Below are 23021 nucleotides of genomic sequence, written 5' to 3'. Positions count from 1 at the left end.
ATCATATCTTGCTTTCCATTCTGTTCTTTTTTCTGCATTTGTCATCGCATAACCTCCGTATGATTTTCTATGGAGATTATCTCATGCGTGGTTTATAACTTGTAGGTGGGGATTATTTGACGCTTACGTAAAGTCAACCGAGGCAGAATTAAAAATTAGTTGTGTTTGAGAAAATCAAGAAATTAGTTATGTATTTGTCAAACAAATTAATAATTATTATAGTGAAAATTCAAAAAATATGACTAAACACTGTTTTTCTAATATGATATATTAAATTCATAAAAGTTATTGCTTATGATACGTTGAAATGAGTGATTTTCATGGATGTAGAAAAAGAAATTGAAAGATTACAGAAAATCATGGATGAACAAGATAAATTGTTCGAGGAACTTGGTGTTATGCCAAATGAAGTAGAGTATAATGAACATGGGCAAGTCGTGGTTGATATTCAGGATAAGCGTCAAATGGAATTAGGCTCAGGTTAAGAGATAACTAGATTATGGATATTATACAGCTTCAATCACACTGAGAGAATTTGAAGTAGAAACACTAGAAAAGTAAAAAGATATGGTTCCTGCATGAATTATAGGAATCATATCTTTTTTTAGTACCATGAAATCATCGCAGTTTCATATATGAATAGTAATTCCCAATTTTTTCACAAAGAATAACGAAAACTTTTTTTATGATCAATGATAGTTTCTTTCTCAATTTTAAATGTGTCATCCAAAATCATTGATTTCTAAACATTACTAGATGTTGTTATATAGAATTCAGACAAATCTAAGTTGTAACTATTCTGGTGGAATAAACAATATGTAATTGATGCGGTGACAGGAAAAGTGTATGTTTTGTAAGAGTGTTAACGAAATGAAAAGTGCTTATTTGGTGTTATTATTTTCGGATGTTTTTTAATCTATTAATAGTGCTTCGTATATTTTTGCTTATAAAGATTTATAGTATGATAAAGAGAAGCATAAATGAAATAGAGGTTGTAATGATGAAAAGGAATAATTTTATAATTGTGGGACTAGCGTTAGTAGTTGTCATGATAGCAATGCTGCTAGCCAATGGGTCCAATGGGAATGATACATACAAAACTTTTAATGAACTTAGCCAGAATGAGAGGCAAGAAGTAGATTATAAGATCCGTTCTGAAAAAGGGAATTCGGATGTGGCAATCATAGCAATACATGGTGGGGGGATAGAGCCAGGCACAACGGATTTAGCGCAACAATTGGCTCTTGCAGGCGAATATACCTTCTATTCTTTTCAAGGGATTAAATCAGCAAACAATACAGTACTGCATATTGATTCAACTAATTTCGATGAACCAGAAGGATTAGCCCTTGTATCAGATAGTTTCTATACTATATCTTTTCATGGATATGAGGATGAATTGGAGAAACACACGTATTTAGGAGGACTGGATGAAACGTTAACTAAATCAATAGAGAAAGAGTTAAAAAATGCCGGTTTTTCCGTAAGTGATGCACCGAACGAATTTAATGGAGAAGAGAAAGGGAATATTGTTAATCAAAATAAACAGAATAAGGGGGTTCAATTAGAAATAAGTACTGCTCAACGAAAGGCTTTTTTTGAGGACGGGGATTTTTCGTCTGTGAATCGGGATAATCGTACGGAGGAGTTTTATGATTATGTTGAGGCTATTGGGAGAGCTTTGAGTGGTGATTAGTGTTTGTTCATAAAGTTAGTGATTTTAGATTGATGCAAGGAATGGCAAAAGGAAAATAAAAGGGAGGAGGAATTCGGTCGCTTTATATAAAAACTCCTACTCTTGATATAGTGACCTGTTAGTTTAGTTGTTTCTATTTATAATGTGGTGATTGGTGCTTTTAGTAAAGGGGCAACATTTTAGTCCATACTCCCAATATAGGGAGTAACCAAGGCAATCGCCCGACTGGCCACTTCACCCATCCTCCAAATATATGGAGTGTGATGCTAGAAATCGACCAAACAGAAGAACAGGATTTCAATCCACGCTCCTAATACATGGAGCGACAATATCTTTAAACGTAGCTGCTAACTCTTTCCCTTATTTCAATCCACGCTCCTAATACAAGGAGCGACATGGGATAGAAAAACGGGCGATTCAACGTATGGAATTTCAATCCACGCTCCTAATACAAGGAGCGACTTTTGTCTTTTTTTCATTATATATCACTAGCACATATTTCAATCCACGCTCCTAATACAAGGAGCGACATTAGATAGGTGGTTTTATTGCATTATTGTATTTCGATTTCAATCCACGCTCCTAATACAAGGAGCGACATCAAATTCAATATTGGCTCCCCCACCAAGTTTATTTCAATCCACGCTCCTAATACAAGGAGCGACTGCAACATGTAGTATTTGTATTTTTTCAAACACTACATACCGACATAAGAACAAAATAATAATGAATTTATATATCAATTTTAACTCATTTAGGGCCCAATTTGCCAGAAATTCATGCGAACTTCCCGGTAATTTTATGTGTGCTTATGGTTCGCAAATTAAAAACAATAGATTATCCATTTTATAGTATCGATTTGGCACTATTATGCTTAATAGACAAATTTTATTCTAAACTGTACACAAATCTCCTCCTAAACAATCCAAAACATGCATTACATAATCAACAAGTCATTCAGCAGCTTATCCGTTACTTGATACGATTTTGGCCTTTTTCTAACGAGTCTAACATAACCACCCTCTTCCAGCACCTCCATTATTTTATTTACTTTGTATCGTGATTTTTTGGATATTTCCATCAAATCTGTAACAGAAAGACTTGCCTCATCATTTACGAAAACACTTAAGTTAGTCATTATCTCTAACATGTCAGCTTCTTCTTCCAGCTGATCCCAATCCGTACTTTTGAAAAAACCTTCAATTCTTTCCATTTTAGATAAGTTTATTTCTAAGTCATCAATAATACCTTCTTGACCCGCAGCGAGCAATTCTAGCATATCTATCAAGTAAAATGTCATTTCCCCGTTGTTTAATGGAGTTGGTATTTCTTCCAATGCCTTATAATACTTTGATTTATTCTTATTAATGGCATAAGACAGTGAAATAGCGGAATACCTTTCTAAATATCTGGATATATAACTGCATATGAGTAAGCGACCTGTTCTTCCATTTCCATCATAAAAAGGATGTATATACTCATAATAATAATGAGCCACCATATAACGGTATAATTCCGAATGATTTTGATCATCAAGGTAATGAATCAAAGTGTTTAGCGCTTCAATTATCTGAATTTCCGATTGAATACCTATATGTGTGGTTTGCGTTCCGTCATTTACTTCAACATAACTTTTTCGGAATAGTTCACCATCAGGAACATTTTCCTTATCTATTTCATCTGAAACCAATTGATCATAAAGGCTTCGGAAGTCAGCTATTTCCTTAAACGGTTCAATATCATCAATAAATAAATAAGTCTTCATTAATCCGTCAAAACGTTTTTTTGTTTTGTCAGAGCGTAATATATCCTCTAGTACTTCTTTTAGTTCTTTTTTCGTACTGCGTACTCCTTCTATTTCATTATTGCTTTGGGCTTCATTAATAATTAACTTATGAAAATACGGCTCGATGATGAATTTAGGAAGTTTGCTAATTAAAGCAGAAATCTTAGAACTATTTATTAATACTTTGTTATTTAATGAAAATAATTTATGCGTATGGACATAAAATAATTGAAATGTATCCGTTAATTTTTGTCCTTTTCTAAAACCTCTAATAAATAAAGGTGTAAGGTAGCTTCCGTAGCTATTTTTTCTTTTATATATTTCATCATGGTAAGGTTCAGGACCATATTTATAAAAAAACTTTGTTAATTTATTATATTCCATGCTTTTAACCTACCTTGTTTAAAAATATCGGTATTTTTTAAAATTATATAATGAATTATGAGCATTTTCAATAAATATTGTTTGTTTTTTACAATTATGGTCATTATTTTATGTATATAACCCTTGATTGTTAAGATTATTTCGTAATTTTAATTTTACTTTCCACATGTTGTTGGAAAATAGAAACAGAAGTGAACTGTTTACTAAATTGATACCTTTTTGAGTATAATTGAACAGCATTTTATGGGCAATCACTTATAAGTTTCATATTCGTGCATATTGTATTCTAGTGTTGCCATTTTAATTAATAGCAGCTTATTTTAAAAAGAAGAAAAGCCAACAATAATATTATGCAATCGGTGGATTTTCGTTTTTATGCAAATTGTCACTCTCGATACAGGGAGTGACAGGGTGGCAGGTTTTTATTCTTCGGATTCTAAACGATTTCAATCCACGCTCCCAATTAAGGGAGCGACATTCCAGTTCAATCGGCTTCTTTCCCAGTTTCCGATTTCAATCCACGCTCCCAATTAAGGGAGCGACTGGGAAGAATCCTCAAACGGATTAGTTGCAACCGATTTCAATCCACGCTCCCAATTAAGGGAGCGACGGGATATTAGAAATCAAGAAAGGCGTCAGAACTATTTCAATCCACGCTCCCAATCAAGGGAGCGACCCTAACAATCCAATTAAATTGCCAATCCAACCGGCATTTCAATCCACGCTCCCAATCAAGGGAGCGACGTGTTCGCGGGTCTTCCTCTGGGTCAAATTTCATGATTTCAATCCACGCTCCCAATCAAGGGAGCGACAAAAGGAGATGATAAAATGATTAAAGTTATTGATGATTTCAATCCACGCTCCCAATCAAGGGAGCGACTCGCTTGTGACAAGCAGTACCGGCAAAGGCTTTTATTTCAATCCACGCTCCCAATCAAGGGAGCGACGTGACCGACGTGTCAAATCCACTTGATAGCGTGTTAATTTCAATCCACGCTCCCAATCAAGGGAGCGACCGCAACATATTGTTATTATGATTTTTTAATCACTATATCTTGATTTATAATTGCTATAATATGTTGGTTACATATCAATATTAACTCATCGAGAGCATAAATTACCAGAATTTCACGCGAACCTACCGGCAATTTTATGTCTGCTTAGGGTTCGCAACTTAAAAATAAGTAATTCCCCATTGTTCATTTATCACTCCCCCATGGTTTAAGGCTTCTCTTATTTGAAAATAATAGCGTTATTTAAAACAATATAATGACATATAAGCATTTCCAGCAAATATTTTCTCCTTTTTATAATTAAGTTCCTTATTTTTATGTATATAATCCTTGATTGTTAGAATTACTTCGTACTTTTAATTTTGTATTTCACGAAAGTTAAACGTTTGCGAATGCTAATCTAAAGTAGACAGTTATTGCTAAATAAAAGAACACTTTTCATAAATTTCAGTGTAATCATTTTTTTGAAATTAAGGAACCCAATCACTTTACTTGGAACTATTATAGGCATGGATAAAAGTGGTTAAATCAATTATCATAAGTAATTCGGGTGTGCTTGTATAGACTGCTATAGCTGTCCTTTGAATTAAAGTGAGCAGTCTTCTTGGAAAATAACTGTTTAATCTTATTCAGCAAAAAATCATAAAAAGTGTCCAATTCTACTCAATGGTTATACCAATAGTATACTTAGCACAATTATTAGAATAACTTACCACAAAGATTGGGTTCAAACGTGATTGTTTATGCTTTGTAAACGCTATTATAATTAAATTAAGGAATAAAGGAGGGCTCTCATTGTTTGATCAGAGATCATATGCACTCTATGAGGAATTAACTAGATATGATGATATGACCAAGTCAGAAGTAATGAGGAAGTTAAGCTTGTCGGAGCGTCAATTTAATTATGATTTTGAAAAAATGAATAATGCTTTAATTAGCTTGGATATGCCGAGAATAGAGGTGATTAATGATTCTTTTGTTATTGATAGCAAATTAAAAGAGGATATTGGGTTTGACATTCTCGTGAAAAAAGATCCATATAGCTTTATTATTTCTGAACAAGATAGAATTTTTTTGATTTATTTATACACGTTTATTCGAGAAGAACAAATTTCCAATTATCATTATCAATTACTGTTAGATGTCAGTAAGAATACAGCATTAGCCGATGTTAAAAAAATAAAGAAGCTTTGTTCAGAATGGGGGATTTCCTTAGTTTATACAAGAATGGAAGGGTATCATCTTAAAGGAAGTGAATTAGATAAAAGACGATTAGCTTCTTATTGTATAGGCTCCTTACTTGCTAAACCGCTGGGAAAAGAAATAATCATATTAGCACTTAAAACATGGGAACAAGACGCAAATTTAATTATAACGCAGCAAGTGGTTGACGAATTTTTAACTGCCAATGAAATCAATTTAGTGAAGAGCAGAAAAAAAGAATTAATTATTCTTCTTACATTTGTCAAGGTTCGGGGTGCTAGTGAGAATCTATTCTTTAATGAGTATGAAAAAGAATTAGTGAAGAGTCAACAGTTATTTGAACAAGGTGAAAATTTATCCCGGAAATTAATAAATGAAGAAAATGAGAATGAAAGTTATTATATCACAATTCAATTGCTTACGGCTTTGGAGGAGATTTCAGCAGAAAACCCTTCTCTGGAAGAATTATCGAGACAAATTATTGATCAATTTGAGAAGCTAACTTTGTTACCGATTGAAAACAAAGATAATTTAAAGCAAAGTTTATATAATCATCTGGTCCCAGCTTTTTTCAGAATTACTTTTCGAATCCCATTAGTCAATTCATTAACAACCAGAATAAAAGAAGAATACTCGGATTTATTTCAATTCGTGAAAAGATCGTTAGCACCACTCTCGAAGTTGACAGGGAAGGATATAAGTGAGGAAGAAATCGGTTATTTCACACTGCACTTTGGAGGTTATCTTGAAAAAGATAAAAGATCATCTACAAGAAAATTACGCGCATTAGTTGTTTGCTCTAATGGTGTTAGCTCATCTATTATGCTCCGAGCTCAATTGAATGAAATGTTTTCAGATATTACTTTTTCCAAAGTGTATACAAGTAAACAGATAGCTGATATTGCTACAACAGGTTATGACTTAATTTTTTCAACGGTTGATATATTATCAGTTAAACCGGTATATATTGTGAAGCCATTATTATCTCAGGTGGAAAAAAACTATCTGCTTCAACAAGTTGCCTCCGACTTTCCAAGATATCAATATAAAAATATTTCAGTTGATTCAATTATGTCCATCATAAACAAATATGCTGATATAAAAAATGATAAAAAGTTATATTCCGAACTTGTTGAATTTATGTATTTACAAAACACAGAGAAAGGGAGATATTCGCCAATGCTTTCAGAATTATTAACAGAGGATATGATTCATTTCACAGATGATGCATTGGATTGGAAAGAAGCGATAACAAAAGCTTCACAACCTTTGCTGGAAGAAGATAAGATTCAAAAAGAATATATTGATGCAATGATAAAGAACGTAGAGGAGACAGGGACATATATCCATATAGGTAAAGGGATAGCAATACCTCATGCAAGACCGGAAGCAGGTGTGAATAATTTAGGAATGTCATTTCTGCGAACAAAGAATCCAGTGTTATTGCTAGGGAAAGAGGAGCATAAGATAGATATATTTATATGTTTAGCTGCCATTGACAGTGAAGCGCATCTTAAAGCATTAGCACAATTAACTAGGTTTTTATCTGATGATACCTTGCTTCAATCTATCAAAGAAGCTGACACATCAGAGAAAATAATTGAAATTATAAAAAAAGGAGAAGAAGACAAATGAAAATTTTAGCAGTATGTGGTTCGGGTTTAGGAACAAGTTTTATGGTGGAGATGAATATAAACCAAGTCTTAAATGAGTTGGGGGTTACAGGTGTAGAAGTATCCCATTCAGATTTAAGCTCGGCAACTCCTGCAGACGCTGATGTGTTTTTCTTAGCTAAAGATATAGCTGAAGGCGGCGAACATTTAGGGGAAGTTGTTGTTATGGAGAATATCATTGATATGGATGAATTGAAAACAAAAGTAAAAGAGTTAATGGAGAGAAAAGGCAAGCTTTAATTTGTATTCGGGGAGGAAATATCTATGGATACGTTTTTAAATTTATTAGTTGATATTTTAAGTGAGCCAGCCATTTTAGTTGCTTTAATAGCATTAGTTGGTTTAATAGCACAGCGAAAAAACTTATCAGATACAGTAAAAGGTACAACGAAAACGTTTGTTGGCTTCCTGGTTATTGCAGCTGGTGCAGGTATTTTGGAAACTGCGTTAGCTCCCTTTGGTGCTATGTTCCAAGAAGCATTTAATGTATCAGGAGTTGTTCCTAATAATGAAGCAATTGTTGCTTTAGCTTTATCTGAATATGGAACAAATACAGCGCTTATTATGTTTTTTGGAATGATTGCCAACATATTGATTGCCCGATTTACCAGGTACAAATATATATTCTTAACAGGTCACCACACCTTATATATGGCGTGTATGCTGGCAGTAATCATGGCAGTGGCAGGCTTTAATACCATTCCATTAATCATTGCTGGTTCCGTAGCTTTAGGTATCATCATGACGTTATCACCAGCTATCCTGCAGCCTTTTATGCGTCAGTTGACCGGAAATGACAATGTAGCATTAGGTCACTTCAGTGCTGTTGGCTATGCAATAAGTGGACTGATTGGTAGAGCAGTGAAAGGAAAAAATGCTACGTCTACAGAGAAAATCAACTTTCCAAAAGGCCTCGGTTTTTTACGTGATAGTACAGTCAGTATTGCTTTAACCATGGTGGTTATGTATGTCATTGTGGCATTATTTGCAGGGCCACAATTTATAGAAGGAGAATTAAGTGAAGGTACTAACTATCTAGTCTTCTCATTTATACAAGCAGGTAGTTTTGCTGCAGGTGTTTTCATTATTCTAGCAGGGGTTAGATTGGTGTTGGCAGAAATTGTCCCTGCATTCAAAGGTATTTCTACTAAATTAGTTCCTAATGCTAAACCAGCTCTTGATGTGCCGATTATTTTCACCTACGCGCCTAATGCGGTATTGATTGGTTTCTTTTCTAGTTTCTTAGGCGGCATATTTAGTATGGCGATTATGGTTATTTCTGGAACAACTATTATTTTACCAGGAGTGGTACCTCATTTCTTTACAGGTGCGGCAGCTGGTGTTTTAGGTAATGGTACAGGCGGTATAAGAGGAGCTATAGCTGGTTCTTTTGTCAACGGTATTATCGTTTCTTTCTTACCAATATTCTTACTTCCGGTATTAGGCGATCTTGGATTTGCAAACACAACGTTCTCTGATGCTGATTTCGGAGTTTCTGGTATATTCTTTGGTTCATTAGCTAACTATGCTGGTCCAATTGCAATAGTTATTAGTCTCATTGTTATTCTGGCCATAATGGTTATACCTTTTAAAAAGAAAAAAGAAGATGCATAAGATAAATTAAATAGTAGATTTTTAGAGAGAATAATAATTCATTCATATGGAGGGCTCATTTATGACAACGGTTTCTGAATTATCTATTAATACAATACGTACACTTACAATTGACAGTGTAGAAAAAGCACAACATGGTCATCCTGGAATGCCTATGGGCGCAGCGCCAATGGCTTACAGCCTTTGGAAGAATATCATGAATATGAATCCCCAAAACCCAAATTGGTTTAATAGAGATAGGTTTGTATTGTCGGCAGGACATGGTTCAATGTTACAGTACAGTTTACTTCACCTTGCTGGATATGACTTACCCTTGGAAGAATTAAAACGATTTAGACAATGGGGAAGTAAAACACCCGGACATCCTGAATTTGGGATAACACCTGGAGTAGAAGCTACTACGGGACCACTTGGACAAGGTATCCCTGTAAGTGTAGGATTAGCACTAGCCGAAAGGCACTTGGCAGAAACGTATAACCGTGACAATTTTCCAATTGTTGACCATTACACTTATACTATCTGTGGCGATGGTGATTTAATGGAGGGGATTTCCTATGAAGCTGCATCATTTGCTGGTCATATGAACCTTGGACGTTTAATTGTATTATATGATTCAAATGATACTAGTCTAGATGGAGAATTAAATCGTTCATTTTCTGAAGATATTAAACAACGATTTGAATCTTATCAATGGCAATATCTATTTGTAAAAGATGGGAACAATATAGAAGCTGTTGAAAATGCAATTAAAGAAGCAAAATCTGAAAAAAACCGTCCAACAATTATAGAAATAAAAACCACTATCGGTTATGGGGCCCCTTCTATTCAGGGTACTAGTGATGCTCATAGTGATCCGATGGGAGAAGAAGAGGTCAATAAGGCAAAGCAATTCTATAATTGGAATTATAAAGAAGAATTTTATGTGCCTCAAGAAGTCTATAATGATTTCCGCAGTATTATAGACAACGGAGAAAAGAAAGAAAATGAATGGAATCAATTATTTAATCAATATCAAGAGAAACATCCCGAATTAGCAGATGAATTGAAACGAATTATAAAAGGAGATCTTCCTGAAGATTGGGATATAAATCTTCCTTTTTATACAGAAAAGGATAAACTTGCTACAAGAGCTTCAGCAAGTGAAGTATTAAATGCATTAGCTAATAATGTGCCAGAATTAGTTGGTGGATCGGCAGATTTGGATTCTTCAACGAAAACTAAGTTAAAACAATTTGAGGATCTAAACAAGGAGAACTATGCTGGAAGAAATATATGGTTTGGTGTACGTGAATTTGCCATGGGCGCGATAGCAAATGGGTTAGCGTTACATCATTTGAGGCCATTTGTAAGTACTTTCTTTGTATTTTCAGATTACTTGAGACCTGCAATAAGATTAGCATCTCTTATGGAGGTACCAGTAACGTACTTATTTACACATGACAGTATAGCTGTAGGTCAGGATGGTCCTACTCACCAACCAATTGAACAATTAGCTTCACTTAGAGCAATGCCGGGGATTTCTATTATCCGTCCAGCAGATGCAAATGAAACAAAAGAAGCTTGGAAAGTAGCGCTAACGCAATCAGAAAACCCGACAATGCTCGTCCTTGGTAGACAAGGGGTACCAACATTGCAGGTTACAGATGCTTTGGCGGCAGAAGGTGTCCGAAAAGGAGCTTATATTATTTCAGAAGCAGAAGAAAGCCCTGAAGGTATTCTAATCGCTGCTGGATCTGAGGTACATTTAGCCCTTGAAGCACAAGAAGAGTTAGCTAAGGATAATATATTTGTTAACGTCGTTAGTATGCCATCGTGGGATTTATTTGAAGAACAGTCACTGGAATATCGAGAAACAGTGCTGCCAAGTAATTTGGAAAAGCGTTTAACGATAGAAATGGGTTCTAAAGTTGGTTGGAGAGAGTACGCTGGAAGTGCTGGTTCTATTATGAGTATAGATACATTTGGAGCATCTGGATCTGGAGAGCAAGTAGTTAAAGAATTTGGATTTACTGTTGAGAACGTTGTTAAACATTTTAAAGCGTTACTTTAATAATATATGATAATGAGTAAAGTTATTAAGTTTTAGTAATGGAGTGTTTGATGCAGTGATGCTACGTATTTTAGTTTCATTATAGATGATTCAAATAAAGGGTGGCATGTACTTTTGTCATTAAAGAAAAGAAGGAGCTGTTACTAAATGCCTGATGTGCATTTTGGGAACAGTTCCTTCTTTTTGTATTGATTGTGAATTTTTAAATGTTGTTTAGGTATAATTATTAGGAATGGTTGGACCGGCATATATAAATAATTCACCTTCAACACCTATTATTTCTATTTCTATACCGCTTTAGGCTTTATTAATAATTAGTTTGGGGAAATAACTTATTGGTGCTAATTTATTTGTTGTTATTCAATGTACATAGATTATCTTTGATTAATACCATTGTAATTAACTAATAGTATAGTGAAAGTAAATCCATTCACCTCAAAATCAGATTAAAAAAGTAACATCATGGAGGTGGACCAAAATAGATAGCTTGACAAAAGGAAAAATAAATTTATACAATAGTAATATATTATAAACAGAGTTTTATATACAAAACCAATTCGTGAGAAAAATGGCTATGTTTTAAAACAAAAATATATAGTCTCTTTAAAATTAGTTAACATAGCTAGGAGGAAGATAATTGGAAAAATATCATGTGCCAGCTTTAGAAAGAACAATTAAAATATTAAAGCTTATTAGTGAGTCGGAAAGTCAGTACACGGTTACTGAAATATGTAAAAAACTTGATATGCCCAAAGCAACAGTTTTTGCAATTATGAAGACGCTTGAATACTATAATATGGTTCAAAAAGATCTCAATGGTCGTTTTCAAATTGGCCCTAAAATGTTTCAAATTGGAATGACGTATGTATCTGATAGTAATATGATAGAATTGGCAAAACCATATATGAAACGCTTGATGGGAGAATCGGGTTTTACTGTACATTTAGGCATCCTTCATGAAAATCAGATTATGTATATAGCAAAAGAAGAGCCGGATAGTTTTATAAAATTCTCCACATATCCAGGCTTGAAAACTGAAATACATTTAACAGGATTAGGTAAGGCCATAGCAGCTTATTTGAGTGAATCGGAACTTCATCAAATAATAACATTTGAAGATTTGGATAAAGTAACACCGAATACGATTACAGATATGAAGACTTTTAAGGAATCCTTGAATGCTGTTCACCAGAACGGTTATGCTATTGAAGATGAGGAAGGAGAGATTGGTGTCAGGTGTATTGCTGCTCCAATAATTAATGCCCGCCATACTACACCAACGGCAATTAGTGTAACCGGCCATACCTCTCAATTGCCTAAAGAGCAATTTTCAAAAATTGGAGAGTTAGTTCGTCAAACAGCACAAGATATAGCAAAGAGTATATAAATAGATAATAGTTGATTTCATATATTTATTTTTTAATAATTTGTATGTCATCTTAAGAAAATCGTATCTGGTATAACGGAGCATTCTGGACCCATTGAAATTCTAACATTCACTTGAATTTCAATGGGTCCATTTTTTAATGAAATAGCTATTTTCAACTATCTAACAGATAAAATATAAAATTAAATGTTGACAAAATTATTGTTGACACATTATACTTGTTCAACAAGGAAAACTCAGTTCAGTATTATATATTTCGTAGATTTGTATAGAGAATACTTCAAGTTTATCTATTTTTTTAGTCAAATTTAAAAACTAAAGGAGATGATTTTTTATATAATCAAGAAAGCGATTTCATTATTGCTCAATGCTATTACATTTTTGCAAAATTAAAATAAGGAGGATATTTAAACATGTTAAATACGAAAAGTAAAGAATTATATGAAGAGGCAATAAAATATACCCCTGGTGGCGTACACACTTCTATAAGGAATGTGGATCCCCATTTAATTTTCACTAAATCTGAAGGCGCTTACATTTATGATGCGGATGGAAACAAATATGTTGATTATCAATCTGCATTCGGACCATATATATTAGGTCATAATTATAAAGGAGTAAATGAGCGAGTAATCGAAGCTCTTTCAACAACTGACTTATATGGAGTAGGTACTACTGATTTAGAGATTGAATGTGCAAATAAAATAACAAAGCATGTTCCTTCGGCGGAGCAGGTATTGTTTTGCAATTCGGGTTCAGAAGCTACGTACCATGCTATAAGACTTTCAAGAGCTATAACAAATCGAACCAAATTAATTAAATTTCAAGGCTGTTATCATGGATGGCATGATTATGTGGCAAGAAACATGTTAAGTGCCCCTGATATGATCGGCAAACGTGATCCGGGTTCTGCTGGAATGATGGATGAAGCAATTGATAATACACTGATTTGTACATTCAATGATTTAGACGATGTTGCAGCAACTTTTCATAAAAACAAGAATGAAGTTGCGGCAATCATTGTAGAGCCGATTCCACATAATATAGGCTGTGTGATGCCAGAAGAAGGATTCTTGCAGGGATTGCGTGAATTGTGTGATGAACATAATGCGGTTTTGATTTTTGATGAGGTGATTACAGGGTTTCGTCATGACTTAGGCGGTTTTCAAAAGGTTGCTGGTGTAACACCTGATTTGACAACAATGGGAAAAGCAATGGCGAACGGTTATCCGATGGCTGCAGTCGCCGGCAAGAAAGAATATATGGAGCGGTACAATACCAACCCTGGTGGAGATGTTTGGTTTGCTGGTACATACAATGGGCATGCCGTTGGTACTTCAGCAACGATTGCTACCATGGAAATTATGGAAACAGAACCGGTCCATAAACATATTTTTGAACTTGGTGATAGAATGAGAAATGGCATTCGCGAAATACATGAAAGGCTAGGTATTAAAGCATATGTAGCTGGATTTGGCTCTGTTTGGACAACATATTTTATGGATTTTGAACCGAAAAATTATACAGATTTAATGAAGAACGATGCTGAAATGTATGTCAGTTATCGAAAGAAACTGATTGAACGAGGCTTTTTCAAAATGCCGATGAATATTAAACGGAATCATATTAGTTATAGCCACACGAAAGAAGATATTGATAATACATTGCAAGCAATAGAGGATGTTTTAAAAGAGCTCATTTAGTATCTTTTTCACTCATTCATTCAAAAGTTTTAAAGCGGCTTCGTAGAGCGGAATCATTTAATATATGAATAATAACCATCCTCAAATGCTGAAAATGGGTTTGAGGATGGTAGCCAAATATCATGAATAAAAAAGTTAAACAAAAGATGTTATATTAGCTCGTTTAATTTGTGAGTTTCATAAATTTATTTAGGAGAGATCTTATATGAATAAACTGAAGATTGGAATAGTTGGTACAACACGAGGAGCTGATTTTTATGAAGATTTTAACTTATTTAATAATGTAGAAGTGAAAGCCATTATGGATACGGATGAAGAAGCTCTGATGAAGTTTTCAGAAAAGTATGGTATGAAAAGAACCTTTTCTAGCTATGAGGAACTCCTTAACGATGATATTGATGTCGTTGTGTTAACATCTCCTATTCATATGCACGCGCGTCAAGCAATTTCAGCTTTGAATAAGGATATCCATGTACTGTCAGAAGTAACCGCGGCAACAACTTTGGAAGAATGTAAATTATTATTGGATGCAGTCAAACGTAGTAAGGCGAAATACATGATGGCGGAAAATTATTGTTATATACGAGAGAATGTTGCTATAAACAATATGGTTAAGAAAGGTTTATTTGGCGAGATTTATTATTCGGAGGGAGCGTATATACATAATGTGAAACATTTACAATACGATGAAAATGGTGATCCAACGTGGCGTAAAACAGACACCATGGGAAAACGTGGTTGTATTTATGGGACACATAGTCTTGGGCCGATATTAAATTGGTTTAACGAAAGTGTTCAATATGTAAATTGTTTAGGCTCTGGGTCACATACATCTCCAGATAATGAAATTGATGACACAACGATTATGTTATGCAGGACAGAAAGTGGTGCGCTAATAAAAATAAGATTAGATTTAACTTCCAATCGACCACATAATATGCGGTATTATTCCTTACAAGGAACCAAGGGTTGTTATGAAGCACCAAGCGTTCCTGGAGAGAAGCATCGCGTATGGTTAAAAGATTATAATTCATCTAGTGAAGAATGGATGGATCTAGAAGCATTTTATCCTGAATTTTTACCGGAAGATTATTTGAAAATGCCGGTTGAACCAAAAAACGCTAACCATTGGGGAGCAGACTATTATATGATTAAAGATTTCCTAGATTGCATTATGCATGACAAGCCTCTAAATATTGATATCTATAAGGCTTTACAACTGACATTGCCTGGAATTTTATCTGAGGAGTCGATCACTTCAGATGGAAAACAAGTCACAATGCCAGATATAAGTAAATGGTAAATGTTTCAATCTTGAAAAGAGAGAGGGTGTTCATGTGCATAAAAGAGTGTTAGTTACTGGGGGAGCTAAGGGCATAGGAAAGGGGATTGTTCAAAAGTATCTAAAAAACAATTGTCGTGTTGCTGTATTGGATAATGATGAAGAGCACTTATCCATTTTAGCTGCGGAATGTAGTACCTATCATAATCGAATTCTACCCATTGTCTGTGACTTGCAAAATGTTAAGGACATAAAAGAAAAAGCGGAGAAGGCCTATGCCTATTGGGAAGGGATAGATATTTTAGTCAATAATGCTGGATTAGCTGTTAGAGAACCAATGATTGAAATTCCATTAGAAAATTGGGATCAGATTATGCAGGTGAATCTCAGGGCAAATTTTATTCTCAGCCAATGGATAGGAAAGCGAATGATACAAGATCAAATTCCTGGCTGTATTGTAAATATCTCATCTAAAAATGGCTTGGCTGGCAGTTCGTACTTAGCCCATTACAATGCTTCAAAAGGGGGAATTAATTTATTGACTCAATCGTTAGCTGTAGAGTTGGCACCGTGCAATATTAGAGTAAATGCAGTAGCACCTGGCTTTATTGATACACCATTGGATAAAAAATTAAAAAAAGAAGATGAGACTTTGAATTTAACAGATAAGACACCTATGAAAAGATTGGGAACAGTGGAAGAAGTAGCAGATGGAGTCTACTTTTTATCTTCTGACCAAGCCACTTATATTACAGGAACTGTTCTAGTCATTGACGGTGGTCATTTAGCCAATGCGAGCGAGTTGTAAAACGAATGTTTTTAATTTAGTAGTGTGGTGAGGTGGGATAGTTGGATAAAACTTGGGAACTAGTCCAAGATGAAAAGGCGGATTTAGGAGAAAGTCCTTCCTGGGATAGCGAAAAGCAGGTACTCTATTGGATCGACAGTGTTAGAGGGAATTTATATATATATGATCCGAAAAATGAGCGAAATCGAAAAATGGAAATAGGCGAGCATATTGGAAGTGTTGCTCCTAAGAATGAACAGGAAGTGATTATGGCCACAGAAAGCGGCATTTATTTATTCCATATTGAAACGGAAAAAAAGACATTTATCACGAATCCCAATAAGCATTCCGAAAATATATTTAATGATGGCAAATGTGATCCATTCAGACGTTTTTGGGTAGGAGCCGTTAATGGAGTAGATGCTGAAAAGTTTACTGGGGAGTTATTTTGTCTCCAACTGGATTATTCGATAACAACGAAGATTCAATCTGTTGGATGTTCCAATGGCATAACCTGGTCTCCGGATTATCAAACCATGTATTATATTGATACGTTAGCATATAAGATAGTAGCTTTCGATTATAACTTGGATACAGGTGACATTAACAATAAGAGAACGGTTGTAATCATACCAGAGAAATTTAAATTACCTGATGGCATGTCAGGTGACATGGAAGGGAATTTATGGGTGGCACATTGGGATGCAGGGGTCATTTGTTGTTGGGATCCTAATAACGGAAATTTATTAGAAACGATCAAACTGCCTGTGCCTCGTGTGACTTCTTGTGTCTTTGGCGGAGAGAAACGGAATGAATTATACATTACGAGTGCTCGTGCAGGGTTAACAGAAAAGGAGTTAGCAGCGCATCCTTATTCTGGAGGATTATTCCGTATCAACATGGATGTACAAGGGTTACCAACATTTTCATTTAACAATCGATAGGAGGTACTGTCTTTGAGTAATGAAACGAGAAAAAGTGAGACCTATTTTGCTGATCAAACCATGTGGGGATTTGTACATCGCTCTTTTACAAAATCAATGGGATATACGGAAGATGATATCAAGAAGCCAATCATTGGTATATGCAATACGTTTAGTGAATTAAACAAGTGTCATTCGCATTTTAACGAACTCGTTGAACATGTCAAAAGAGGCGTCTGGCAAGCGGGCGGAACACCCATGGAATTTCCCACGATCTCTCTGGGGGAGCCATATATAAAACCAACATCTATGCTGTTACGAAATTTAATGGCCATGGATACAGAGGAAATGATGAAAGCCCATCCTATTGACGGAGTTGTTTTATTGGGAGGTTGTGATAAAACGGTACCCGCTCAGTTAATGGCCGCTGCCAGTGCGAATATACCATCTATCATTCTAACAGGAGGGCCAATGTTGAATGGCAGACTAGGTGGGGAAAGCCTCGGTGCTTGTACAGATTGTTATCGTTTTACGTTAGAACATAAAGCAGGGAATTTGAATGACGCTCAGCTTGCAGAAGCAGAAAATGCTATTTGCCGGAGTGATGGTCATTGTATGGTAATGGGGACAGCTAGTACGATGGCATCGATTGCAGAAGGATTAGGTATGGCTTTACCAGGGTGTGCTGCAATACCTGCTGTCGATTCAAGAAGGCGTCATATGTCACAGATGACAGGGAACCGAATCGTTCAATTAGTAAAAGAAAACTTAAAGCCAAAAGATATTATGACAAAAGAAGCTATCGAAAATGCGATCACCGTAACGATGGCGAGTGGTGGTTCGACAAATAGCATCATTCATATGGTTGCTATTGCCCAACGTCTCGGTATGAAGCTTCCGTTAGAGACGTTCGATGAGATCAGTAAAAGAACGCCATTTTTATTGAATTTGCGGCCATCTGGACAATATCAAATGGAAGAGTATTTTGAAGCTGGTGGTGTACCTTCTCTAATGAAAGAATTGGAACCTCTTTTACATGGGGGATGTATGACGGTGACAGGTAAAACGTCGGAAGAAAATTTGATGGATGTCCATGTTTTGAATAGAAAAGTTATCTTTCCATTGGCTGAGCCAATGGAACCAGACGGGGGCATTGCTGTTTTAAAAGGAAACCTTTCCCCAGGAGGTTCACTCATTAAGAAAACAGCTGTTTCCAAGAAATTCTTTCAACATAAAGGAAAAGCGGTGGTATTTGATTCTTTTGAAGATATGAAGAAGCGGATTGATGATCCAAATCTTGATGTCGATGAGAATAGTGTATTAGTTTTGAAAAATCTCGGGCCAAAAGGTGCTCCAGGTATGCCGGAAGAAGGGCAAATACCTATTCCACAGAAGCTATTAGAAAAAGGTGTACGTGATATGGTGCGTATATCTGATGGAAGAATAAGCGGAACTTCTTATGGAACGCTGGTAGTTCATATATCTCCAGAATCTGCTGTCGGAGGACCGTTCGGATTAATTGAAAATGGAGATGAAATTAAATTGGATATCCATGATCGGCTTCTTCAATTACTTGTTGATGAAGAAGAATTAGAGAAGAGGAAGTCAAAATGGGTACAGACAGAGCCATTTTATGATCGTGGCTATGGGCTGCTATTTGAAAATACAGTTTTGCAGTCGGAGTTAGGATGCGATTTTGATTTTTTACTCCCCAAGGAATTGAGGGATGAATTAAAAAGCAGCATTTAAATAGAAGAAGTTTTATCAACAAATAGGAAGAATCAGAATAAACGAGGAGGGATGCTTGTCATGATATTTGATAGTCACACCCATTTATTTGGACCTGGTCATGTAACGGGAGCAATGAGAGAAGCCTGTCAAAGAGCCTGGGGAGAAGAACATGAATTAATTGCATTACCGGAAGACCATCAAGAAAGTATAAAGGATGTAGACGGAGCGATCGTTTTAGCGTTTGATGCACCGGCAACAGGTACGAGGGTTCCGAATGAATATGTTTCTGAGCATGTTTCCAAACACGCGGATAGATTATTTGGATTTGCGAGTGTAGATCCGAACAATGATTTAGCGCCTAGTATATTAGAAGATGCAGTTAAGAATTTACATTTAAGCGGATTAAAATTAGGGCCAATGTATCAAAATTTCTATCCGGATGACAAGAAACATTTTGCCTTATATGCAAAAGCGAACGAATTAGATATTCCCATACTATTTCATCAAGGAACATCGTTTGTTCCTGAAGGATTTTTAGATGCATCAAGACCAGCCGCTTTAGATCCCATTGCAAGGGCTTTCCCAGATTTAAAAATAATTATTGCTCATATGGGGCATCCCTGGGTTGGTGAATGCATTTCAGTAGTTCGTAAAAATCCGAATATGTATATGGATTTATCCGCTTTAGGGGGAAGACCATGGCAATATTACAATGCAATGGTATTAGCCATGGAATATGGTGTAACACATAAAATCTTTTTGGGTTCAGATTTCCCGTTCTTTACCATAACACAAACCATAGATACATTATGGAAAATTAACGATGTTGTAGAAGGAACCAAGATGCCAAAGATTCCCAATCATATTATAGAGGATATTATACACCGGAATATACCTGAAATTTTAAGTCTGCGCAAATAAAAATAACATGATGAAATTGAATAGAGAGGAGAATAATAATGAAATTTTTAACTATTTGGAAGGAAGAAAAAGAAGTTTTAGGAGTGAAAACAGATAAAGGAATCATTAATTTAGATGAGTTGCTTAAAAATAATAGGAATGCAGATATCCCAACAGATATGATGGAAGTTATTCATGGAGGAAAAGATATGGTTGAAGAAATAGAAAATTATATAGCAAATTTGAAAACTGAATCTTTTCATTACTTGAAAGATGAAGATGTTAATTGGGGACCCGCTGTAACCTTACCAAGTAAAATAATTTGTGTCGGGTTAAACTATCGAAAACATGCAGATGAAACAGGGGCTCCTTATCCTGAAACTCCCATTCTTTTTAACAAATTTAATAACACATTAACAGGGCATAAACAAGATATTAAAATTCCTAAAAACACAAACAAGCTAGATTACGAGGTAGAATTAGGAATTGTAATTGGAAAAACAGCTAAAAATGTTCCTGTGAACGAAGCAATAAATCATGTATTTGGCTATGTTACAGGAAATGATTTGTCTGCTCGAGATTTACAATTTGTATCCAGTCAATGGTTGCTTGGCAAGAACTGTGATGATTTCAGTCCAATCGGCCCCTATTTAGTAACTAGTGACGAAGTAAAAGATCCAAATAATTTACAACTGAAAACAATTGTAAATGGAGAGGAAAAACAAAACTCAAATACATCAGATATGATTTTTAATTGCGATGAAATTGTTAGTTATATTTCTAAGTATATGACATTAACTCCAGGCGATCTTATTTTAACAGGCACACCAGAGGGAGTGATTATGGGGGAACCAGAAGATAAACAAGTATTTTTAAAACCTGGAGATGAAGTAACTGTGGAGATAGAAAAACTAGGAAGTTTAACAAATAAATTTGTATATGAATGAATTTGAAAGCGCTTCAGAATTGGCGATTACCAATTGATTTGAGTTTCATATTAGTAAGGTAAGAGATTGATTAGAGTTCAAAAAGCAGCTTACGTAGGAAAACAGGTGAGGAAAAAAAGAACGTTTAACTCTTTTATCCTTCTTAACAAATTCAATGAATGAGATTAATGGGTCAAAAACGAAATTAGAAAAATGATATATAAGGTGTTTTACAGTGTTCAAAAAAATTATTTTGTTTAAAACTATTATCTTAGGAGGCCTTCAATGTCATTTATAACAATCATATCGTTTTTGTTTTTTATGGGATTGGTTGCTGTAATTTCTTATATTTATACCCGAGGTGAAAAACTTCATACAACGGAAGGTTATTATTTAGCAGGTAGAGGACTTTCTGCATGGGTGATTGCTGGGTCCTTGCTGTTAACAAATCTTTCTACTGAGCAACTTATTGGATTAAATGCAGAAGGATATTTATTTAGTTTATCTTCCATGGCTTTTGAAGTAATAGCTGCAATTGCACTTATTATTGTAGCGATATTTTTTCTGCCTCGATATTTAAAAGGCAATATTATAACGATACCTGATTTTCTAGCAGATCGCTATGACGAACAAACGAAACAAATAGTAACAATTCTTTTTTTACTTGGCTATATAACTAATTTAATGCCTCCAGTTCTATATACAGGTGCTATTGCATTTAATGGGATTTTTAATATTGATGAAATTTTGGGTGTGAGCAGATTATCAGCATTTTGGATTATCTCTGCCACAGTTGGAGGTATTGGTGCAATTTATGCTATTTTTGGTGGCTTAAAGGCTGTAGTTATTAGCGATACAGTGAATGCAGTAGGATTATTCTTAGGGGGATTATTAATCCCGATATTAGGGTTAACGGTTTTGGGAGATGGTTCATTAGTAGAAGGGGTAAGTATCATTATTAACGATACACCCGAGAAACTAAATGCTATTGGATCATCATCTGAACCTGTTCCTTTTAGCGCTTTATTTACTGGTTTACTTTTAATAGGACTATTCTATTGGGGGACAAACCAACTTGTAATGCAACGTGCTCTTGCGGCTAAAAGTTTAAAAGAAGGGCAGAAAGGATTGTTATTGGCAGCAGCATTTAAGTTATTCACACCACTGATTATCATCTTGCCTGGAATTATTGCGTTTAACATATTTGGTCCTGACTTAATCCCTGAGGATGCGTACCCTAGACTTGTGGAACATGTGTTACCGAGTCCGTTACTTGGTTTTTTTGCTGCTGCTTTAGCAGGGGCAATCTTATCAACATTTAATTCAGCACTAAATTCATCTGTTACCTTATTTATGTTAAATGTTTATAAACCTTACATCAATCCAAATGCCACACAAGCGACTCTTGTAAAAAAGGGAAAATATATTGGGACAGGTATTGCAATTTTTGCTATCATTGTTGCGCCCCTAATTGAGCTTGTTCCTGAAGGATTTTTTGTCTATTTACAAACAGTAAATGGCTTATATAATGTGCCAATCTTAACGATTATAGTTGTTGGATATCTAACTAAACGTGTACCTACAATAGCTGCGAAAATATCTTTAGCAGTATTTATTTTTGCTTATGCTTTTACACAATTAATCTGGGATTTTGGACTAAACTATATTCATATTTTAGGGATATTGTTTGTTATTTGTGTAGGTCTAATGCTAATTATCGGAAAAATCAAACCTAGAGAAACTGAATTTATTCTAAAAGAAAATAACTCAGTAGATATTACAAATTGGAAATATTTATATCCGTTTTCTTTGGCTATAATTGCAAGTATTTTTCTAATTTATATATTTTTCTCGAAGCTAGGTATTGCTGGTTAGCTTAAAAAGTCAAATATCATGTGAGAAGAAGTTAAATTGTGCAAACAACTATGTTCAGTATTATCTCTTTTAAATATGATGAAATAAG

General features: G+C 34.9%; 16 protein-coding genes and 2 CRISPR repeat arrays. Of the genes, 15 read left to right on the top strand and 1 reads right to left on the bottom strand.

All coding sequences use genetic code 11. The features are described from left to right. Nucleotides 1-320: 320 nt before the first annotated feature. On the top strand, nucleotides 321-485 hold the full coding sequence (locus ACFQ19_RS06835; RefSeq protein ID WP_379591323.1) for a hypothetical protein: 165 nt from the start codon (nucleotides 321-323) through the stop codon (nucleotides 483-485). Nucleotides 486-1000: 515 nt separating this feature from the next. Then, nucleotides 1001-1696, top strand: coding sequence for a poly-gamma-glutamate hydrolase family protein (locus ACFQ19_RS06830; protein WP_379591322.1), 696 nt, complete (start codon nucleotides 1001-1003; stop codon nucleotides 1694-1696). Between the two features lie 294 nt (nucleotides 1697-1990). Then, nucleotides 1991-2361: a CRISPR direct-repeat array (repeat unit 33 nt; unit sequence ATTTCAATCCACGCTCCTAATACAAGGAGCGAC). A gap of 272 nt (nucleotides 2362-2633) precedes the next feature. Here ACFQ19_RS06830 and ACFQ19_RS06825 read toward each other — a convergent pair. Then, nucleotides 2634-3866, bottom strand: a complete 1233-nt coding sequence (locus ACFQ19_RS06825; RefSeq protein ID WP_379591321.1) for a Fic family protein — start codon at nucleotides 3864-3866, stop codon at nucleotides 2634-2636. Between the two features lie 443 nt (nucleotides 3867-4309). After that, nucleotides 4310-4882: direct repeats of the CRISPR family, unit length 33 nt; unit sequence ATTTCAATCCACGCTCCCAATCAAGGGAGCGAC. Between the two features lie 792 nt (nucleotides 4883-5674). Between ACFQ19_RS06825 and ACFQ19_RS06820 the strand changes: the two genes are divergently transcribed. The 13 genes from ACFQ19_RS06820 (at nucleotide 5675) to ACFQ19_RS06760 (ending at nucleotide 22933) form a co-directional block, all read left to right on the top strand. After that, entirely contained in the window at nucleotides 5675-7717 is a 2043-nt protein-coding gene (locus ACFQ19_RS06820; protein ID WP_379591320.1) for a BglG family transcription antiterminator, read from the top strand. Further along, complete coding sequence (locus tag ACFQ19_RS06815) at nucleotides 7714-7995, top strand: PTS sugar transporter subunit IIB (RefSeq protein ID WP_379591319.1); 282 nt, start codon at nucleotides 7714-7716, stop codon at nucleotides 7993-7995. Before ACFQ19_RS06820 ends, ACFQ19_RS06815 begins: the two co-directional genes overlap by 4 nt. A 24-nt stretch (nucleotides 7996-8019) precedes the next feature. Then, nucleotides 8020-9369, top strand: coding sequence for a PTS ascorbate transporter subunit IIC (locus ACFQ19_RS06810; RefSeq protein WP_379591318.1), 1350 nt, complete (start codon nucleotides 8020-8022; stop codon nucleotides 9367-9369). 61 nt (nucleotides 9370-9430) lie between these two features. Then, nucleotides 9431-11419, top strand: a complete 1989-nt coding sequence (gene tkt, locus ACFQ19_RS06805; protein WP_379591317.1) for a transketolase — start codon at nucleotides 9431-9433, stop codon at nucleotides 11417-11419. 637 nt (nucleotides 11420-12056) lie between these two features. Next, nucleotides 12057-12806, top strand: coding sequence for an IclR family transcriptional regulator (locus ACFQ19_RS06800; RefSeq protein ID WP_379591316.1), 750 nt, complete (start codon nucleotides 12057-12059; stop codon nucleotides 12804-12806). A 413-nt stretch (nucleotides 12807-13219) separates the two neighbouring features. Continuing rightward, a complete protein-coding gene (locus tag ACFQ19_RS06795; protein ID WP_379591315.1) occupies nucleotides 13220-14509 on the top strand; it encodes an aspartate aminotransferase family protein in 1290 nt (429 codons plus the stop codon). Nucleotides 14510-14714: 205 nt separating this feature from the next. Next, nucleotides 14715-15812, top strand: a complete 1098-nt coding sequence (locus ACFQ19_RS06790; RefSeq protein WP_379591314.1) for a Gfo/Idh/MocA family protein — start codon at nucleotides 14715-14717, stop codon at nucleotides 15810-15812. Between the two features lie 34 nt (nucleotides 15813-15846). Further along, nucleotides 15847-16599 carry an SDR family NAD(P)-dependent oxidoreductase gene (locus ACFQ19_RS06785; RefSeq protein ID WP_379591313.1) on the top strand — a complete coding sequence of 251 codons (753 nt, stop codon included), beginning with the start codon at nucleotides 15847-15849 and terminating at the stop codon, nucleotides 16597-16599. 41 nt (nucleotides 16600-16640) lie between these two features. Next, a complete protein-coding gene (locus tag ACFQ19_RS06780; protein WP_379591312.1) occupies nucleotides 16641-17522 on the top strand; it encodes an SMP-30/gluconolactonase/LRE family protein in 882 nt (293 codons plus the stop codon). Nucleotides 17523-17534: 12 nt separating this feature from the next. After that, nucleotides 17535-19250, top strand: coding sequence for an IlvD/Edd family dehydratase (locus ACFQ19_RS06775; RefSeq protein WP_379591311.1), 1716 nt, complete (start codon nucleotides 17535-17537; stop codon nucleotides 19248-19250). 60 nt (nucleotides 19251-19310) lie between these two features. Next, nucleotides 19311-20153: an amidohydrolase family protein gene (locus ACFQ19_RS06770; protein WP_379591310.1), complete on the top strand. Its 843-nt coding sequence runs from the start codon at nucleotides 19311-19313 to the stop codon at nucleotides 20151-20153. A gap of 38 nt (nucleotides 20154-20191) precedes the next feature. After that, complete coding sequence (locus ACFQ19_RS06765) at nucleotides 20192-21079, top strand: fumarylacetoacetate hydrolase family protein (protein WP_379591309.1); 888 nt, start codon at nucleotides 20192-20194, stop codon at nucleotides 21077-21079. A gap of 264 nt (nucleotides 21080-21343) precedes the next feature. Beyond that, a complete protein-coding gene (locus ACFQ19_RS06760; protein WP_379591308.1) occupies nucleotides 21344-22933 on the top strand; it encodes a solute:sodium symporter family transporter in 1590 nt (529 codons plus the stop codon). The last annotated feature ends 88 nt before the right edge of the window (nucleotides 22934-23021 follow it).

Origin of the sequence: Oceanobacillus locisalsi (assembly GCF_042675985.1) — a bacterium.
Lineage (GTDB): Bacteria > Bacillota > Bacilli > Bacillales > Amphibacillaceae > Oceanobacillus > Oceanobacillus locisalsi.
Note: the sequence above shows the minus strand (reverse complement) of the source record. Positions and strands in the feature narration are given on the sequence as shown.

Coding starts and splice junctions, on each gene's coding strand:
- ACFQ19_RS06835 (WP_379591323.1), top strand. CDS start 321: ATGGATGTAGAAAAAGAAATTGAAAGATTACAGAAAATCATGGATGAA.
- ACFQ19_RS06830 (WP_379591322.1), top strand. CDS start 1,001: ATGAAAAGGAATAATTTTATAATTGTGGGACTAGCGTTAGTAGTTGTC.
- ACFQ19_RS06825 (WP_379591321.1), bottom strand. CDS start 3,866: ATGGAATATAATAAATTAACAAAGTTTTTTTATAAATATGGTCCTGAA.
- ACFQ19_RS06815 (WP_379591319.1), top strand. CDS start 7,714: ATGAAAATTTTAGCAGTATGTGGTTCGGGTTTAGGAACAAGTTTTATG.
- ACFQ19_RS06810 (WP_379591318.1), top strand. CDS start 8,020: ATGGATACGTTTTTAAATTTATTAGTTGATATTTTAAGTGAGCCAGCC.
- tkt (WP_379591317.1), top strand. CDS start 9,431: ATGACAACGGTTTCTGAATTATCTATTAATACAATACGTACACTTACA.
- ACFQ19_RS06795 (WP_379591315.1), top strand. CDS start 13,220: ATGTTAAATACGAAAAGTAAAGAATTATATGAAGAGGCAATAAAATAT.
- ACFQ19_RS06790 (WP_379591314.1), top strand. CDS start 14,715: ATGAATAAACTGAAGATTGGAATAGTTGGTACAACACGAGGAGCTGAT.
- ACFQ19_RS06770 (WP_379591310.1), top strand. CDS start 19,311: ATGATATTTGATAGTCACACCCATTTATTTGGACCTGGTCATGTAACG.
- ACFQ19_RS06765 (WP_379591309.1), top strand. CDS start 20,192: ATGAAATTTTTAACTATTTGGAAGGAAGAAAAAGAAGTTTTAGGAGTG.
- ACFQ19_RS06760 (WP_379591308.1), top strand. CDS start 21,344: ATGTCATTTATAACAATCATATCGTTTTTGTTTTTTATGGGATTGGTT.